We start from the raw sequence: 18558 nt of genomic DNA, 5'->3' as shown, positions 1-18558 counted from the left end.
AACTGACAGTGCATGCATACTACATATATTTAATTTTTTATTATATAAATTATTTTAGATAATTATAGATAACCACTGCAGCTTCTGCTCTAGTTAATGCATTGCCTCCCCTAAATGTTTCATCTTCATATCCACTCATCAATCCTTGTTGATAAACATATTTTACTCCATTTATTGCCCAACTAGGTAAAGTATTTATATCTTTAAAAGATAATTTACTATTTTTAATACTATTTTCTGGTGATCCTTGTAATCTATAAAGTATGCTAGCAATTTCATTTCTTGTTATTGGATCATTAGGTCTAAACTTACCATCTGGATCTCCTGATATAATATTGCTTTTATAAGCACACCCTACAGCATTAGCAAACCAATCTAATTTATTTACGTCACTAAAGGTTTCTTCTATATATTCTTCTTTTTCTAAATTTAAAGCAGTTACCACTAAGCTAATAAATTCAGCACGAGTAATTGACCTTTGAGGTTCAAATCCATTACCTGTACCTTTTATGATTCCTTTACCTGCTAAAATTTCAATAGCATCTTTAGCCCAAGAAATCTTCTCGTCTACATCTTTAAAGCTTATTTTATTTGGTAATTCAATTACTGCAAACTTTGTAAAGTGATCAATATTAAATACAACTAACCCCTTTTCAGCATCTATTATCCCTGGAATAGGAATCCATTTCTTACTTTCCTCATCATACCAAGCTGGAGATATTTTTTCTATATTCATTTCATCTGTTATTGCAAGCTTAATGCTTATAGTTACTGGTTTATCAAACTTAGTTCCACTAGGTCCAAACTCATAGGTAGATGAATTAACTTTAACAGCAAATTGTTTTGGATTCTCATCTTTTTCTAATTCAGAAATGGTTATTTTTTTTGCCCCATCTAATGCTTTTTTAGGGATCAACAATGATACTTCTAACTTAGAATCTGCCAACACTGTTTCTGTATTATTAGCCACTTTATTAATAGAAACCTTATTTTTATCTAGTTCCTTTTTCAAAGCTTCTGCTTCCTTTTGTGTCATTTTCTTATCTATATTTAAAATACTATTTTTATCTTTCACTTTCTCAAGCTTTTTATTGTAGTTATCTAAAGTTTCCTTAACTTTTTCCTCAATCTTTGATTCAGATATAATAGTTGGTTTATTTGATGAATCAGGCCATTTTGGCACCTCTGACATAGCATTCGTACTATACCACCAAAGAATCTTATCTTCTTTTTTAACTGTTTTTTCACCTGGCAATACAGATGGTGCTTTGCCATTAACAGCATACATCCATCCATTCATACCCTTATTTTTCTGTCCTTCAATTTCATTAACCATTCCAGGCCAATCGTTACTGAATTTCCAACGTAATCCAGTTGCATCTAAAGCACTCAAAGCAGTATCTTTGTATTCATATTTTTTTGAAATAGTTACACTACTAGGTCCATATAATAATTCTCCAGATTTACCAATTACCGCAACTTTTACTGTGAAACCTTTTTCTACTATGCCACTATTATCACCAGATACATTCACTTTCACTATACCACTACAGTCTTGATAGGATGCCTTTACCTCTGTAGTTCCTGCTGAAACTCCTGTTACCAATCCATTATCTACTGTTGCAATTTTATTATTAGCAGTAGACCAATTTGCAACATCGCTAATATCTTCTATAGTTCCATCTAATTTATATGCTTCTGCTTTATATTGTTTTGTATTACCTTTAGTAATATTTGCACTTTCTGGAGTTATTTTTATACCTAATACAGTATCGTTTAAAACCTCTCCACCTAATTTTAGATATGCATCCAATGCCCAAGTAGTACTACCTACATTACCAAAGCTTCCTTCTTTTAATGCTTTTTCTTTCATATAATCTACTGGGCTATTACCATCTTCACTAGTCCATGTATCTGGATCTATTCCTAAATCCTTTAATGTATAAATTATCTCTGCTGTATCTGTAACAATATCGTCATAACCATTCACAAAACTTCCATCTGATTTTTGTTTTTCTTTTAGCCATTTTTTTCCTTTTTCAATTGCATTTTCTACATCTGTAATTCTTTCTCCTGCAGATGCCTCTAATGCTTTTAATACTCTTACAGCTTGTGCTGTCATCATAAAATCATTGTAAATATAGGTGTCAACATCTTGTATAGGCCATGAACCATTCACATCTTGATTTTTTAAAATATATTCTATTGCTTTGTCTGTATCAATATCCATTATTTTTCCTGCTCTTACCAATAGCTCATATGTAGCTACATTGCTATACATACTATAAAGGCCTGTATCAAATGATCCATCTTCTTTTTGTCTATTCTTTAAGATGTTAAATAATTGAGTTGCCTTATCACTTTCATTTAAACTTTTAGCTGCTAAATATTCTTGAGCCACTCTCTTAGCTGATGATTTATTTTCTGTATCTTCGTTTGCAATCGTTGCATCAATCAAACTATCTACTTTTTCTTTGAATGTAGTTCCATTATATGTCCAACTCTCTAAGTTTGCTCCAGCTTCTGCCAATATGTATGCATCATATGCTCCAAAATTTCCCCATCCACCGTCTACAGCTTTTCCATTTTTATATGTTTCGTAATTATTTCTCACTGCTTTAACTGCCAATTCGTCAATAACAGTAAGTTGAATTATAACTGTAGAAGTATCACTAAATTCTTTATATATTGCCTTTACCTCTGTAGTTCCTGCTGAAACTCCTGTTACCAATCCATTATCTACTGTTGCAATTTCATTATTAGCAGTAGACCAATTTACAACATCGCTAATATCTTCTATAGTTCCATCTAATTTATATGCTTCTGCTTTATATTGTTTTGTATTACCTTTAGTAATATTTGCACTTTCTGGAGTTATTTTTATACCTAATACAGTATCGTTTAAAACCTCTCCACCTAATTTTAGATATGCATCCAATGCCCAAGTAGTACTACCTACATTACCAAAGCTTCCTTCTTTTAATGCTTTTTCTTTCATATAATCTACTGGGCTATTACCATCTTCACTAGTCCATGTATCTGGATCTATTCCTAAATCCTTTAATGTATAAATTATCTCTGCTGTATCTGTAACAATATCGTCATAACCATTCACAAAACTTCCATCTGATTTTTGTTTTTCTTTTAGCCATTTCTTTCCTTTTTCAATTGCATTTTCTACATCTGTAATTCTTTCTCCTGCAGATGCCTCTAATGCTTTTAATACTCTTACAGCTTGTGCTGTCATCATAAAATCATTGTAAATATAGGTGTCAACATCTTGTATAGGCCATGAACCATTCACATCTTGATTTTTTAAAATATATTCTATTGCTTTGTCTGTATCAATATCCATTATTTTTCCTGCTCTTACCAATAGCTCATATGTAGCTACATTGCTATACATACTATAAAAGGCCTGTATCAAATGATCCATCTTCTTTTTTTGTCTATTCTTTAAGATGTTAAATAATTGAGTTGCCTTATCACTTTCATTTAAACTTTTAGCTGCTAAATATTCTTGAGCCACTCTCTTAGCTGATGATTTATTTTCTGTATCTTCGTTTGCAATCGTTGCATCAATCAAACTATCTACTTTTTCTTTGAATGTAGTTCCATTATATGTCCAACTCTCTAAGTTTGCTCCAGCTTCTGCCAATATGTATGCATCATATGCTCCAAAATTTCCCCATTTACCGTCTACAGCTTTTCCATTTTTATATGTTTTGTAATGATTTCTCACTGCCTGTGTTGCTAAGTCACTATAAACTGAACTATAAACAGCTTCTTGAACAGTGTCTTCGTCATATACATCTTCTTGAACAGTGTCTTCGTCATATACATCTTCTTGAACAGTGTCTTCGTCATATACATCTTCTTGAACAATGTCTTCGTCATAAACATATTTTTGTACAGTTTCTGCACTCCCTGTATAGTTTCCGTTAAATATAGGTAGAATCGAAAAAATAGTACTTACCAACAAGATTATTAACATTACTTTAGAAATCAAAAGCTTATTTTTGTTATTAAATAAGTTCATTTTTTCACCTCTCTCTTTTTTCTTCAAACTTTTTGATACTTTTCATAATCTTTATTTTTGAATCCCCCCTTGTATCAAAATAGTTTCTTTGTTTTCATTTTCTTAACATTAAAATAAAAACCCTTTCCAGAATGAGGAAAGGGCAAAAGACATATGTATCTTTCATATCAAATAATATATGACGATCACATATATCTTCAATCCCTCTAAGCCGGAGGTTAACTGAAGAATGCCATGTCAGGTCTTCTGGCTCCCAGGTCATCTTTAGAGTAAACCTTCCCATCTATCTAGACAGTGGCATATTCTACTCCTCATCACTGGTTACAGCTGCGACTACAGCAAGGGCCTTACACCCTTTTCCCTAGACATAGCAACATTTTTCCGTAATAAATTTTATCATCTCATATAATGTATTTCAACAGCTATTTCAATTTTCCTCTTTTTTATTGAAAAACTGCCAGCAAAATACCGGCAGTTTCTCAATAAAAATATTATATATGAAACTTCGACATGTAAATTTTATATTATTTTCCATAAATTATCAATATATTTTTTTACGAATAACCTCCATTAAACTTTTATACAATAACCTATGCATATATATCTGAAAACTCAATCTCTATTCTTTCTGCATAAGTTTGTGGTATATTTTGACTAGAAAAACTTCTTCCTTCATTTCTAACTTCTTTTACTGGAAGTTCTATTATAAATTCACTTCCTTTGCCATATTCACTTTTTACAAAAACCCTTCCTCCATGCATTTGTACAAGAGATTTTACAAGAGATAATCCTATTCCACTTCCTTCATGATTTCTTCTAAATGACTTATCTACTTGTCTAAACCGTTCAAAAATTGCTTCTAATTTATCTTTCGGTATGCCTATTCCTGTATCCTTTACTGTAATAATAATCCTGTCTCCTTTATCAAACATATTCACCATAATCCTTCCTCCAGGATTTGTGAATTTTATAGCATTAGAAAGTAAATTCAAAATAATTCTTTCAATTTTATCTGGGTCACAAGCTATAATCTTCTCCTCTACATCTGTATCAAACTGAAGGTTTATATTTTTTTGCTCTATATACTCTGCTACAGATAAAGTAATCTCTTCAACAATGCTTACAATATTATGATTTTGTATTTCTAATTCAAAATAACCTGAATCCATTTTTGTTATATCAATCAAATTGTTTATAAGTCTCAAAAGTCTGTAACAATTCTGCTTTAAAACCCTAATTCGTTTGTTTAAGCCTTTTTCATTTTTGATCATTTTATTATTTTTAAAATCCAATTCTAGCAACTGTATACTACTAAATATTATGTTTAATGGAGTTCTTAACTCATGTGATAAATTAGAAAAAAATTCTGTTTTTAATCGATCCTGTTCCATTGCTTCTTTTATCTTCTTCTGCAATGCTTCATTTTTTTTACGTTCTGTTATATCTCTAAAGCCACTAAATACCATTACCTCTCCATCATAAAGAAAAGAAATAGATTTTACTTCAACATCAATAATAGTACCATCTTTTCTGACAATCTTTTGTTCTATTACAGGAACAACTTTTTTATCTTTTACTTGCTCAATACTTTTCTTAAAACTATCATGATAACAAGGATAAAGAAAATCCATCACAGACTTTCCTATTATTTCTTCTTGTTTTTCTACACCAAGCATCTCTAATCCAGCCTTGTTTATAAATTGTATTTTTTCATCATTATAAACAACAATCCCATCAGGTACATTCTCAATAAGCATGCGATACCTTTCTTCACTTTCACGCATTCTCTTTTCAATCTTTTTACGTTCTGTTATATCTACAATAACACCAATAAGGCCCTCAACTTCTCCATTTATATTTGTATAGGCTGCTTTATTAAAAATTACATCTCGATATTTACCATCTTTACTATGAATCTTTTCTTCATATATTTGAATCCCACCCCGATTCATAAGTTCTTTATCCATCTCATAATAAATATCAGCATATTCTTTATTAAAAATATCATGAACACCACAGCCTATAATATCATTTGTATCCATTTCTAATAAATCTCCATAACCTTTATTGCAGCCTGTATATATCCCTTTTGTATTCTTCCAAAATATTGGGTTTGGTATGGTATCTATTAATTTATTCATAAACTGCAAGTGCTCTTTTAGCTCTTTTTCAAGCTGTTTGCATTTAGAAAAATTTTTGAAAAGAATAAATATACAACTTGTAAGAATAAAAATTATAAAAATAAGAATTTCATAAACAAACGCCTTTGGTAACGAATAAACTGATGAAGGTCTATTTACTAAAATACTATTTTTAGGTAAGTTCATAATCTCTATTCCAAATTTTTTCATTTGATTATAATCAAACATATAATAGCTAGGGCTTTCTTTAATAATAGGAATATTTTCTACTTTTTCTCCTTTTAAAATGCTTTTTGCCATTTTTGCAGCTATCTTTCCTTGATCATAAGCCCTTACCATTTTACCTCCTACAATACCTTTCCCTAGATAAAAGCTCCATCCAGTATAGATAGGTATTTTGTATTTATTTGAAATATTCTGAATATAAGTTTTTTCAGGAATTAATCCCCCTTTATTATCCTTAAATGTTGCACAGTAAAAAATAATACTATCTCTTGGTGAATTTTTTATTGTGTTTTCTACTTCAGAAATTTTCTGCTCTTCTATAAAAATAAATTTCAAATTAGGATAACAAGGAATTAGTTTCTGTATCATTTTTTTATTCTCAATACTAGTAGCACTTTGATCAAGTAATACAATCATTTGCTTTGAATTAGGATGAAGCTTTAGTGCTATATCAATATTGCTTTTTAAATCTACCTCTTCTACTACCCCTGTAAACAAATTATTTCCTGAAAGCATAGAATCTCTAAAATTATTTACTCCACAAAAAACAACCGGTGTATTTGGAAATAATTTTTCACCGTATTTTACTAAAAAATTCAATGCATCATTGTCACTAGAAATAATAACATCGAATTTACTATCCTTAAATTTATACTTATATAGTTCATATAATTTTTCAAAGTATAATTGATCATAAATTTTCTTTGTATCCATATATTCAATATGAAATATATACTTTTGCTCTTTTCTATTGAAATTTTCTATTATTCCTTTTTCTATTTCTTCTGTCCATTCGCATCCTCTATGATAAGAATTTAAAATAAGCACATGTCTATGCTCATAATCCTGAGAAAATGAAAAATTTGCTGATAAAACAAAAATATAAATAACCAAAAAAATGATTTTATGTCTATTTCTATTTATGTAACTCATTCTTCTAATAATCCCCCTATATCATTTTTAAACAATTTTCTTTTCATAAATTACTTATTTATTCATAAAACTGCAAATTTTTCAAAATCCTTTTTCTATTATTCTACATGAGGCATTTATAAACCTTTAATGAAATATGACTTATTTTGTCGAATTTTTTTAAAAGAAAAAAGCACCCTTTCGGATGCTTCCATAAGCTTTTAATTATTTAATTGCTTCTTCAATTCTTTTTAAGCCTTCTTTAATATTTTCAAGAGAAGTAGCATATGATAATCTAATGTAGTTATCTGCTCCAAAAGCAACGCCTGGTACTACTGCTACTTTTGCATAATCTAGTAGATATTCAGAAAAATCCATTGAGTTATTAATTGTAAATCCATTAAAAGTTTTTCCAATGATTTTTGATATATTCACCATTACATAAAATGCTCCCTCTGGCATTCTGCAAGATAAATAATCAATTGTATTAATTTTTTCTACCATATAATTTCTTCTTTCAACAAAAGCCTTTATCATTTCTTCAATTGGTCCTTGATCTCCTTTTAATGCAGCAATACTTGCATATTGGGCAATAGTATTTGGATTAGAAGTAGCATGGCTTTGAATGTTATTGATAACACTAATAATTTCTTTGCTTGCTGCTAGATATCCTATTCTCCAGCCAGTCATTGCATAAGCTTTAGACATACCATTAATGACAACTGTTCTTTCCTTAATTTCATCTCCTAAAGAAGCAATGCTTACATGTTTTCCATCATAAATTAATTTTTCATATATTTCATCTGATATGATATAAAGATTTTTCTCTACTGCAATTTCTGCAATCTCTTTTAATTCATTTTCAGTATAAACAGTCCCCGTTGGATTGTTCGGACTATTTAAGATAATTGCTTTCGTATTTTCATTAATTGCTTTTAATAAACTTTCTTTTGTGTATTTAAATCCATTTTCCTCTAAAGCTTCTACCAAAACAGGTTTTGCATCTGCAAGCTTTACAAGTTCTGGATAACTTACCCAGTAAGGGACAGAAACGATCACTTCATCTCCTGGATTACATATTGCTTGTAATGCATTAAATAGTGAATGCTTTGCACCATTAGAAACCACAATATTTTCCGGTTTATATTCTAAATCATTATCATTTTTAAATTTATCACAAATAGCTTCTTTTAATTCTAAAAGTCCTGATGAAGCTGTATATCCAGTAAGTCCTTTTTCCATTGCATCTATAGCTGCAGCTCTTATATGATCTGGTGTATTAAAATCAGGCTCTCCAGCACCAAAGCTTACTACATCAATTCCATCAGCTTTCATTTTTTTTGCTTTTGCTGTAATTGCTAATGTTATAGATGCAGATATTTTCATATTTTTCCTTGATAGGCAATGATTCATAATATGTCCTCCTTTATTTATACTGGGTAAGTTTTTTGTTCTTTATCAACATAGGCACTATCTATTTTATACTTTTGTGCCTGTCTATACTTGAAAAAATCTATAGCCACTTGTGGGAATAGGGCATATGATAATACATCCTCTTCTTGTTCTAAATATTCTTTCATTTCATTTCTTATACTTTCTAATTGAGGCTCAATTAAATCTGCTGGTCTACAAGTAATAACCTCTTCATCTCCAATGATCTTTTTAATGATTTCTTCCTTTATTGGTACAGTAGGTTTTCCATACATGCCCTTTACATAAGCCTTCACTTCTTTTGGAATCCATTTGTATCTTTCTCCAGTAATGACATTTAATACTGCTTGAGTCCCAACAATTTGACTTGTAGGGGTAACTAATGGTGGATATCCTAAATCTTCTCTTACTCTTGGTACTTCTTTTAATACTTCATCAAATTTATCAAGGGCATTTTGCATCTTAAGCTGAGAAACTAGATTTGAAAGCATGCCTCCTGGTACTTGATAAATCAATGTATTAATGTTTACCCCTAAAACTTTTGGATTTAATAGTCCATTTTGAATACTCTTTTCTCTTATAGGAGCAAAATGTTCAGCAATTTCATTTAACAATTCAATTTTAAGTCCCGTATCATAATCTGACCCTTGTAACGTTGCAACCATTGATTCAGTAGGTGGCTGGCTTGTTCCTAATGAGAAAGGCGATATAGCTGTGTCAATAATATCTACACCTGCTTCAATAGCCTTTAAATACATCATACTTGCCAATCCACTCGTTGTATGAGAATGCATTTCTAAAGGAATCTTTACTTCTTTTTTCAAAGCAGATATAAGCTCATAAGCATAATATGGAGTTAATAATCCTGACATATCCTTTATACAAATAGAATCTGCACCCATATTTTCCATTTCTTTCGCCAATTTCACGTAAACTTCTGTTGTATGCACAGGACTTGTCGTATAAGAAATTGCTGCTTGTGCATGAGCCCCTTCTTTTTTGGCTGTTTCTAGTGCAACTTTTAGATTTCTCACATCATTTAATGCATCAAATATTCTGATAATATCTATTCCATTATAAACTGCTTTTTTAACAAATTCAATCACTACATCATCAGCATAATGCTTATATCCTAATATATTTTGCCCTCTTAAAAGCATCTGTAATTTTGTATTTTTTACTTTCTTTCTTATAGTTCTTAATCTTTCCCACGGATCTTCATTTAAAAATCTTAAAGAAGCATCAAAGGTTGCTCCGCCCCACATTTCTAATGCATGATAACCAACTTGATCTAATTTTTCTAGTATTGGTAACATTTCTTCTGTTTTCATTCTTGTAGCAATTAATGATTGATGGGCATCTCTTAAAATAGTTTCTGTTATTTTTACTTTATGCATAAAATTCCCTCCTATCATTCATTTCCTGTTCTGCTTTCCAATTACTATATATAACGTTTATATCCCTATTTCTTTCATAAACAATACTTTGTTTAATATTATTTTATCAACCTGCATAATTTGTGTACAGTTGTTAACAAAAGTGTTATAATAGTATTGCTTAAAAAATAAAATTAAATATATGCTTTTTATTTATTTTTTTAAATGGGGGCAAAATAATGGATGCTACTGATTTAAAAATTTTAGAGATATTACAGAAAAATGGTCGTATCTCTATGAAAGATCTAGGAAATTTGGTAGGATTAACTTCTCCTGCCGTAACAGAAAGAGTTAGAAGATTAGAAGAAAATGGCATCATTACAGGCTATAAAGCCATAATAAACCCACAGAAACTTGGTAAAAAAATCCAAGCTTTTATAGATATCTCTCTAGATCGAGATAAGTATAAAAGCTTCTTAGATTTTGCCGAGAAAACAAGCAGCATCATTGAATGCCATCATATAACTGGTGGTGATTGCATGACCTTAAAGGTTATGGTTCAAAATATGGAAGAACTAGAAATTTTAATTGATGCTATAAAAAAAATAGGCAATACTCAAACTTCTATCATTCTTTCTACTCCTATTGAAAATAAAATCATATTATAAAAGAAAGGATACATTCATACGAATGTATCCTTTTTTCTATGTAATTGTAGCCGTTTCTTTTATTTTTTTAATTCTTATAGAATGAAAAGATATAAATAGGATTAGTAAACCGATTCCTATTGCATCAGAAATAATCCCAGGCTTAACTAATAATATAGCTGCAGCGAATGCTAAAAATCTCTCATATACCTTTAGTATATCAAAAAAATAGTTTTCTGCTGCTGCTGCAAGACTTATAATTCCTAATAAGCCAGTAATAAAAGCTAATATTAGTTTCCATGCTACTACATTTTGCATAAGTAAAATAGGAGAGTAAACAAACATAAACGGAATCATAATACCTGCAAAAGCAAGCTTAAATCCACTAAAAGCAACCTCTATTGGATTTGCACCTGCAATTCCTGCAGCAGTATAAGATGTAAGAGCAACAGGCGGTACTACAGCTGATAAGGTACCATAATAGAATGCAAAGAAATGGGCTGCAATTGGATCAACTCCCATTTTTATTAATGCTGGGGCTGCAATACTTGCAGTAATAATATAACACGCAGATGCTGGAAGCCCCATTCCTAAGAATATAGATGCAACCATAACAAGAATTAAAGCTAACCATAATTGTCCAAAAGAAAGCTGCATAATATTAAGAGCAACAACCTGACCAAGTCCTGTCATTGAAACTACACCAACAATAAATCCAACAACACCACATGCTGTTGCAACAGGAACAGCACTTTTTGCTCCTTCTTCTAAAGCCTCCATAAACTTTTTCATATTCATTCTTGTAGATTTTCTTAACATACTCGTAATAATTACAGCAATAAGTCCAAAGAATGCTGCATATAGAGGCGTTAGCCCTTTTACTAGTAAGATTAATATAATGACAATTGGTAACATCAAATGCCCTTCTTCTTTTATTACTTTCTTAAGATCTGGTAGTTTACTTTTATCCATTCCTTTAAGTCCAATTTTTCTAGCTTCAAAGTCAACCATTGTAAAAATTGCAAAATAATAAAATATAGCTGGTATAATACCTGCATACATTACCTTAATATATGGAATACCTAGAAATGATGCCATCATAAAAGATGCTGCGCCCATAATAGGAGGCATAAGTATTCCACCTGTAGATGCTGCTGCTTCAACAGCCCCTGCAAATCTAGGCTTATATCCTACTTCTTTCATCAAAGGAATTGTAAAGCTTCCTGTAGTCGCAACATTTGCCTGAGAACTTCCACTTATTGTTCCCATAAGTCCACTAGCCATAACAGCAACCTGAGCTGGACCACCTCTTAGTCTTCCCGCAAAAGCTAATGCAAAATCATTAAAGAACTTTGCCGTTCCTGTTTTATTAAGAAAAGATCCAAACAGAATAAACATAAATACATAAGATGCTGATACCATCAATGTAACACCAAATATTCCTCCATCTGTCAAATACATTCTTGTTAGTATTCTTGACCAAGAAAAACCTTGATGCGCAAGTTTCCCTGGAAAAAGATATCCAAATTTTGCATATAAAATGAAACATATAGAAAGCATCGGCAATATATTTCCAACAGTCCTTCTTCCTGCTTCTAATGTTAATATAATTGCAATAACTGCAAATACATAATCTAATTTATTTGGAATCAGTGATCTTTCAACTAAACTATCATAGGTAAAAAGGATATATAGTCCAACGGATACCCCCAAAATACATAAAATCCAGTCAAGTACTGTTGGTTTATCCTTTGATGATTTCTTTGTTGCTGGATACATCAAAAATGTAAGTCCTAGCATTAATCCTAAATGAAGTGCATTCTTTTTAATAGCAATCATAAGACTGGCACTATTCATCCATACATGGAACAATGAAGTGAAAATGGCAAAAATCGTAACAAATGCAGCCACTCTACCAGCTAATTTTCTTTCTGAAACTACTTCTGTTTCTTTTACTTTATTCTTCTTAATCATACAATCCCTCCTTTACGCCTTAGCAAATTAATTTATATACCCGACCAATTGTGGCCGGGCATTTTTTACTTATGGTAATAATTCTTCTGGAATTTCTATTCCCTTTTCTTTATAATATCTTACAGCTCCAGGATGAAGCGGAACTGGAGGCAATCCTTTTATAGCCTCTTCTAATTTTACAAACTCTAATGCTTTGTGAGAACTAGAGATTTCATCATAATTTTCATAGATTGATTTTACTAATTCATACACCAAATCTTCATCTAAATCTGCACTAGCAATTAAAGCAGATTTAATCCCTACTGTTTTTATATCTTTATCTAATTTAGAATATAATCCTGCAGGTACTGTAAACTGCCCATAATATGGTGCTACATCATGAAGCTTTTTATAATCTTCATCGCTAAACTCTAACATTTTTACAGGTGTTTTACTTGCAAATATTTCTGAAACTGCTGAAGTTGGTAATCCACCTTCTGCATTCATACCATCTAATTGACCATTCTGCATTGCGCTTGACGCTTCAAAATATCCTAAATGCTCTGTATTTACATCATCAAATGTAAGTCCCCCTACATGTTCTAAAATAAGCTTACAGCTGTACTCTGTTCCTGAACCAGCACCGCCAACATTAAATCTTTTTCCTTTTAAATCACTGATTGAATTGATTCCTGATTTTTCTGTTACAATGCATTGTGTAACATCCGGCCATAGTGCTGTTATAAATCTAACATTTTCAAATTTATTGTCTTTAAATTTCCCTTCCCCTTTATAAGCAAATAATGTTAAGTTTGCCATAGCAATTCCAAGCTGTGCTTCTCCAGACTTTAACATATTTAAGTTTTCTACTGATCCTCCAGAAGATTGAACAGATGCTACGACACCTTTATCTCCTAATTTTTCATTCCATAAAGTAGAGAATATTGTTCCTACAGGATAATATGTACCCCCTGTTGATCCAGTAACAATTGTAACAAATTGCTTAGATGGCTTTGCATCAGAACTTGTCTCTGTCTTTTGTCCACATCCAACGAAAGACACCATAACTAGTATCATTGCCAAAATAATTACTAATGTTCTCCTTAATCTCATATTTTCCCCTCCATTTACTCTTTGTATTTTTCTGTACATTTTGAATAGTTGCAAGTTTCATACCTGATTATAAAATTCAGAACAAAACCGATATATTTTTTTTCAAATCCATCTATTCTTTGTAAAAACTAGAATGAATAAAAAAATTCATTTTTAAAATACTTATTGGTGCTACTTTAAAACTAAAAACACCCTGCAAATTTTGCAGGGTTGAAAAATTTTCCTACTTCTCCATATATTCTTTTATCTTGTATCTTAAAGCCCTTTCACTAATTCCTAGAATTTTAGCAGTTTTTTTTCTGTTTTGATTCATAGCTTTTAGAGTCTCTAATATAACCTCTTTTTCTATCTCCCCTAAGCTTGTTCCTATTTCTATAGGAATGATATGCATATTCCTAGATAGTTTATAATTTTTATAATTACCTAATAATTCTTCAGGAAGATCTTCTATTTGAATGTATTCATTATCTGTAAGAGCTACTGCTCTTTCGATAATATTTTCTAATTCTCTTACATTCCCTGGATAATCATAATTTACTAATATTTTTAAAGCTTCTTTGGTTATTCCTTCTATATTTCTATTCATTTCTTTTACACATTTTTTTATAAAATATTCGATTAATAAAGGGATATCCTCTCTTCGTTCCTTCAAGCTCGGTAATTTAATAGATACAACATTTAATCTAAAAAATAAATCTTCTCTAAAATTTCCCCTCTTCACTTCTTCTTTTAGGTCCTTATTCGTTGCTGCAATGATACGAACATCTACTTTTTTTCCTCTCTCAGCTCCTAATGGAAATACTTCTTTTTGCTGCAATACTCGCAATAGCTTTACTTGTAGATTTAAATCCAACTCCCCTATTTCGTCTAGAAAAATTGTCCCTCTATGAGCAAGTTCAAATCTCCCTTTTTTTCTATGGTTTGCTCCTGTAAAAGCTCCTTCTTCATAACCAAACAATTCGCTTTCTATTAAGTTAGATGGAATCGCTCCACAATTTATAATTTCTAAATTTTCCTTTCTTCTTTTTCCTTGATAGTGAATAGCTTTTGCAACAAGTTCTTTTCCTGTTCCACTTCCTCCATGAATTAAAACATTTATATGCAAATCTTTTACTTTATCTATGAGATAGAATACTTCCCTCATTTTTTTCGATTTTCCTATGATTCCATTTTTTCCATATTTGCTATAAACTTCATTCTCTAGATAATTTATTTTTTGATTTAACCTTTTATACTCTACAGCCTTTTGCAATAATACCTTCAATTTCGGCATGTCCAAAGGCTTCATAATATAATCATAAGCTCCCCTTTTCATAGCTTCAATAGAAGAATCAATACTTCCATAAGCTGTCATCATAATCACAACTACATCTTTTTGTGCATTTTTTAAATCTTCTAACATATCAATACCACTTATTTCTCCAAATCTTAAATCTAACAATACTATATCAAAATCATTTTGTTCAATATACTTCTCTACCTCAAAAATATTATTAGCCGTATAAACTTCATACATATCTTCAAAAGCAAATTTTAAAGATGAACAAATTGATTTTTCATCGTCTATAATTAATAGCTTATACATTAGCAGTACTCCTTTTTTCTTTAAATAAAGGTAATATCATATTAATTTTTGTCCCTGTTTCTAAATGACTGCTTACCGTAATGTCTCCGCCATTTTCTTTAATAAACTGATAGCTTATCGATAATCCAAGACCTGTTCCATTGTCCTTTGTTGTAAAAAATGGTTCAAAAATCTTTTTCTCATTCTCTGATGCAATACCACACCCATTATCCTTAATTATAATAACAGCAAAATCCCCATTCTTTTCAGCAGTAATGCAAATTTCTGGGTTTTCAGTTTTTTCAAAAGCCTCTATGGCATTTAATAAAAAGTTGATCATAATTTGCTTGAATTGCTGTTTATCCACATAGATAAATAAATCCTCTTTCATATTACATATAAGTTTGATATTTTTCTTTTTTATTTGATTGCTAAAAAAAACAATAATCCCTAAAATCTCATCATGAACCTTAACCATTTCCTTATTCGGAACTTTTGGTTTTGCATACTCAAGTAAATTTGAAATAATACTATTTAATCTTTCTATTTCTTTTGGAACATCCTCTGAAATTTTCTCTCTAAATTCCTTTTTATCATATTTATATGGTATAAGTTCTATATAAGCCTTAATGGAAGTAAGGGGATTTCTGATTTCGTGAGCAATTCCTGCTACCAATCTGCCTAAAGATTCTAATTTATCCTTCATTATCATTCTTTCTTTCATCAATTTTTCATTTGTTATATCTTTAAAGGTTAAGGTAATTCCATAAACATCATCTTCATGAAGAACAAGAGGATAAATATTATATTCAAATACTTTATTAATTCCTTCTACATTTATATTTTTTTCTATATTCATTTTTTCTTTTCCTGTTTGTAATACTTCATAAAAATCTTCTTCATAAAAATATTCCTTTACTACCGTATCCTTAAAATGTTTTTTTACAAAAGCTTCTATTGGCATATCTAAAAAATATGCAGCCTTTTCATTGGCTGATAAAATTATGCCCTGATTATTAAAAGTAATTAAACCGCTAAATATACTATTTATAATTTGTTCCTTAAAAAGAGATTCTCTTTTTAACTGCTGTGTTCTTTTGTTTACTTCCTTCTTTAATAAATAATTCCATCTATAAAAGATAAAAATCCCAAACAAAGAAAAAAACAAAACAACTATGGAAAAATACAATGTTCTTTTAATGTAAGCATAAGGTGGATTAATAGGTTCTCCAAACCACTTTTTATAAATTTTATCATAGGTTCCATTCTTCTTTATTCTCATAAGCCCTTCATTAAACATTTTGAGCAATACTTTATTTCCCTTATTTACAACAATACCATAATTAAGTGGATTGATTTCTTCTCCTACAATTTTTACATCCTTTGTATATCCATCCTTTTGAATAATATATAATCCTGTCAGCCGGTTTCCTATATACGCATCCACTTCTCCTTTTATCAATTTTTTTAAAGCCATTTGCTGATTTTCAGTTTCTATAATTTGAATATCCATAATATTTTTTAATACATCTTTAGCAATATCATTTTTCTGTATAGCAATTTTCTTTTTTTCTAAATCCTCTATATTTACAATATAGCTATTATCTGAACGAACAAAAATAGATTGAGATGAAACCAAATATGGATCTGAAAAATCATATAGATATGATCTTGAAATAGAATACTTCATTCCCTGTATTGCATCAATTTCTCTTTCATTTAATGCCATAATTGCTTCATACCAAGGCATAGGCCTTATATCAAGATCGATTCCCATCTCAATGGCAATAGCCCTTAAAATGTCTACGTTAAACCCTTTATACACACCATTTTTATCTACATACTCAAAAGGGGGAAAATAATTATCTCCACCAACTATGATTGTTTCTTTGTAGACATCTTTTTCTTCTGCATATAGATTCCCATACCCTATAAACATGAATACTATGCTGATTATGCATAGGATTTCTTTATTCCTTCTCATCATTTTTTCTCCTTGCAACAGCTATTTTGTCTTAATATTCTAATTGTTTTTGATATATTTATCTTAATATCTTTTACATAAAAATGCAAATATGTAATATATTTAGAAATATTTTTCCCTTTTTCCTCATCAGAATAATCCATGGATCATATTTATAAATTTGTCGAAAAATACAGTTGGCATGATTCATAAGTTTTGAGATAATGGGAATATCTAAATAATGGATGGGAGTGATAAAATGTTTGATCTGGATGCTTGTGTCGCTTTTATTACCAATAATGCAGCAAAAAAAATGTCTGATGCTTTTAATGAAAGGTTAGTTTCTTTAGGTTCTACAAGAGTGCAATGGATCGCATTATATTTTTTAGGAAAATATGAAAGGATTAGCCAATCGGAATTAGCTGAAAAAATGAATATAAAAACTTCTACCGTTGCAAGACTTATTGATCGAATGGAAAGAGATGGCTATGTAAAGCGGGTAAAGGATGAAAAAGATCGAAGAATTACAAATTTAGAGCTTACCCAAGAAGGTATACATTTAAGAAACAAACTCCTTCCAGAAGGAGAAAAAATGAGTGAAATTTTTTCTCAGAATATTACAGATGAAGAGTTTAAAATTTTTAAAAAGGTTTTAGAAAAAATGGTAGAAAATATTAGTAAATAAGTTTCATATTTGATGATTTGTAAAAATTTCATGCACTCTCTTGTAATTTATATGTTTAATTGCTATACTAATAATTAGCATAGCAATTAAATTAAAGAGGAGGATTTAAAATGGCGAAAGATGTAAGAAAACTATTGAATGATTTCATGGGAGGTCTAGAGGAATTAGGAAAAACAAACGAAACACATGTAGGTGCTTTTATGAATCTACTTGGCGTAGCATATGAGCCAAAAGCTTTAGATGTTAAAACAAAAGAATTAATGAGTGTTGCAATTGGTGCTTATAATCGTTGTGAATATTGCATTGTATTTCATGTTTATAAAGCCCTTGAAGCTGGTGCAACACGTGAAGAAATTTTAGAAGCAGCTATGGTTGCAGTTGCTTTTGGTGGAGGCCCTTCTATGGCTTACAGTGTAACCCTTGTAAAAGATTCTTTAGATGAATTTGAAAAAGATTTTAAATAGTACCAGTTACATACTGAGGCAGTTTATACTGCCTCTTATTTATAT

The 18558-nt window shown here is 30.3% G+C and carries 11 protein-coding genes and 1 riboswitch; of the genes, 3 read left to right on the top strand and 8 right to left on the bottom strand.

The features are described 5' to 3' along the window. Positions 1 to 49: 49 nt before the first annotated feature. The 4 genes from FQB35_RS02790 to FQB35_RS02775 all read right to left on the bottom strand — a co-directional run bounded on the left by FQB35_RS02790 (position 50) and on the right by FQB35_RS02775 (position 10145). Positions 50 to 4039, bottom strand: a complete 3990-nt coding sequence (locus tag FQB35_RS02790; RefSeq protein ID WP_148808486.1) for an S-layer homology domain-containing protein — start codon at positions 4037 to 4039, stop codon at positions 50 to 52. Positions 4040 to 4258: 219 nt separating this feature from the next. Next, a riboswitch (cobalamin riboswitch) is annotated at positions 4259 to 4432 on the bottom strand. Between the two features lie 197 nt (positions 4433 to 4629). Continuing rightward, complete coding sequence (locus FQB35_RS02785) at positions 4630 to 7338, bottom strand: sensor histidine kinase (RefSeq protein WP_148808485.1); 2709 nt, start codon at positions 7336 to 7338, stop codon at positions 4630 to 4632. A gap of 204 nt (positions 7339 to 7542) precedes the next feature. Next, positions 7543 to 8730: a pyridoxal phosphate-dependent aminotransferase gene (locus tag FQB35_RS02780; RefSeq protein WP_148808484.1), complete on the bottom strand. Its 1188-nt coding sequence runs from the start codon at positions 8728 to 8730 to the stop codon at positions 7543 to 7545. 17 nt (positions 8731 to 8747) lie between these two features. Continuing rightward, on the bottom strand, positions 8748 to 10145 hold the full coding sequence (locus FQB35_RS02775) for an oxaloacetate decarboxylase subunit alpha (protein ID WP_148808483.1): 1398 nt from the start codon (positions 10143 to 10145) through the stop codon (positions 8748 to 8750). Between the two features lie 218 nt (positions 10146 to 10363). Between FQB35_RS02775 and FQB35_RS02770 the strand changes: the two genes are divergently transcribed. After that, entirely contained in the window at positions 10364 to 10792 is a 429-nt protein-coding gene (locus FQB35_RS02770; RefSeq protein ID WP_148808481.1) for an Lrp/AsnC family transcriptional regulator, read from the top strand. 36 nt (positions 10793 to 10828) lie between these two features. Here FQB35_RS02770 and FQB35_RS02765 read toward each other — a convergent pair whose 3' ends face one another. The 4 genes from FQB35_RS02765 to FQB35_RS02750 form a co-directional block, all read right to left on the bottom strand. Continuing rightward, positions 10829 to 12745, bottom strand: a complete 1917-nt coding sequence (locus FQB35_RS02765; RefSeq protein ID WP_148808479.1) for a TRAP transporter permease — start codon at positions 12743 to 12745, stop codon at positions 10829 to 10831. Positions 12746 to 12814: 69 nt separating this feature from the next. Further along, positions 12815 to 13837 (bottom strand): TAXI family TRAP transporter solute-binding subunit, encoded by a 1023-nt coding sequence (locus FQB35_RS02760; RefSeq protein ID WP_148808478.1) that lies wholly within the window; start codon positions 13835 to 13837, stop codon positions 12815 to 12817. 223 nt (positions 13838 to 14060) lie between these two features. Next, positions 14061 to 15422 carry a sigma-54-dependent transcriptional regulator gene (locus tag FQB35_RS02755; protein WP_148808476.1) on the bottom strand — a complete coding sequence of 454 codons (1362 nt, stop codon included), beginning with the start codon at positions 15420 to 15422 and terminating at the stop codon, positions 14061 to 14063. Continuing rightward, positions 15415 to 17385: a transporter substrate-binding domain-containing protein gene (locus tag FQB35_RS02750; protein ID WP_168198217.1), complete on the bottom strand. Its 1971-nt coding sequence runs from the start codon at positions 17383 to 17385 to the stop codon at positions 15415 to 15417. The genes FQB35_RS02755 and FQB35_RS02750 overlap by 8 nt, the downstream gene beginning before the upstream one ends. A 238-nt stretch (positions 17386 to 17623) precedes the next feature. Here FQB35_RS02750 and FQB35_RS02745 point away from each other — a divergent pair, with 238 nt between their 5' ends. Beyond that, positions 17624 to 18049, top strand: a complete 426-nt coding sequence (locus FQB35_RS02745) for a MarR family winged helix-turn-helix transcriptional regulator (RefSeq protein WP_148808472.1) — start codon at positions 17624 to 17626, stop codon at positions 18047 to 18049. Positions 18050 to 18159: 110 nt separating this feature from the next. Next, the gene (locus tag FQB35_RS02740) at positions 18160 to 18513 is read left to right on the top strand and encodes a carboxymuconolactone decarboxylase family protein (RefSeq protein WP_148808470.1); all 354 of its coding nucleotides are present in this window, start codon (positions 18160 to 18162) and stop codon (positions 18511 to 18513) included. Positions 18514 to 18558 lie beyond the last annotated feature (45 nt).

It is taken from the genome of Crassaminicella thermophila (assembly GCF_008152325.1).
GTDB classification, from domain to species: domain Bacteria; phylum Bacillota; class Clostridia; order Peptostreptococcales; family Thermotaleaceae; genus Crassaminicella_A; species Crassaminicella_A thermophila.
Note: the sequence above shows the minus strand (reverse complement) of the source record. Positions and strands in the feature narration are given on the sequence as shown.

Bases quoted from the DNA above. Each gene is read 5' to 3' on its own strand.
- FQB35_RS02790 (WP_148808486.1), bottom strand. From the start codon at position 4,039: ATGAACTTATTTAATAACAAAAATAAGCTTTTGATTTCTAAAGTAATG.
- FQB35_RS02785 (WP_148808485.1), bottom strand. From the start codon at position 7,338: ATGAGTTACATAAATAGAAATAGACATAAAATCATTTTTTTGGTTATT.
- FQB35_RS02780 (WP_148808484.1), bottom strand. From the start codon at position 8,730: ATGAATCATTGCCTATCAAGGAAAAATATGAAAATATCTGCATCTATA.
- FQB35_RS02775 (WP_148808483.1), bottom strand. From the start codon at position 10,145: ATGCATAAAGTAAAAATAACAGAAACTATTTTAAGAGATGCCCATCAA.
- FQB35_RS02770 (WP_148808481.1), top strand. From the start codon at position 10,364: ATGGATGCTACTGATTTAAAAATTTTAGAGATATTACAGAAAAATGGT.
- FQB35_RS02765 (WP_148808479.1), bottom strand. From the start codon at position 12,745: ATGATTAAGAAGAATAAAGTAAAAGAAACAGAAGTAGTTTCAGAAAGA.
- FQB35_RS02760 (WP_148808478.1), bottom strand. From the start codon at position 13,837: ATGAGATTAAGGAGAACATTAGTAATTATTTTGGCAATGATACTAGTT.
- FQB35_RS02755 (WP_148808476.1), bottom strand. From the start codon at position 15,422: ATGTATAAGCTATTAATTATAGACGATGAAAAATCAATTTGTTCATCT.
- FQB35_RS02750 (WP_168198217.1), bottom strand. From the start codon at position 17,385: ATGAGAAGGAATAAAGAAATCCTATGCATAATCAGCATAGTATTCATG.
- FQB35_RS02745 (WP_148808472.1), top strand. From the start codon at position 17,624: ATGTTTGATCTGGATGCTTGTGTCGCTTTTATTACCAATAATGCAGCA.
- FQB35_RS02740 (WP_148808470.1), top strand. From the start codon at position 18,160: ATGGCGAAAGATGTAAGAAAACTATTGAATGATTTCATGGGAGGTCTA.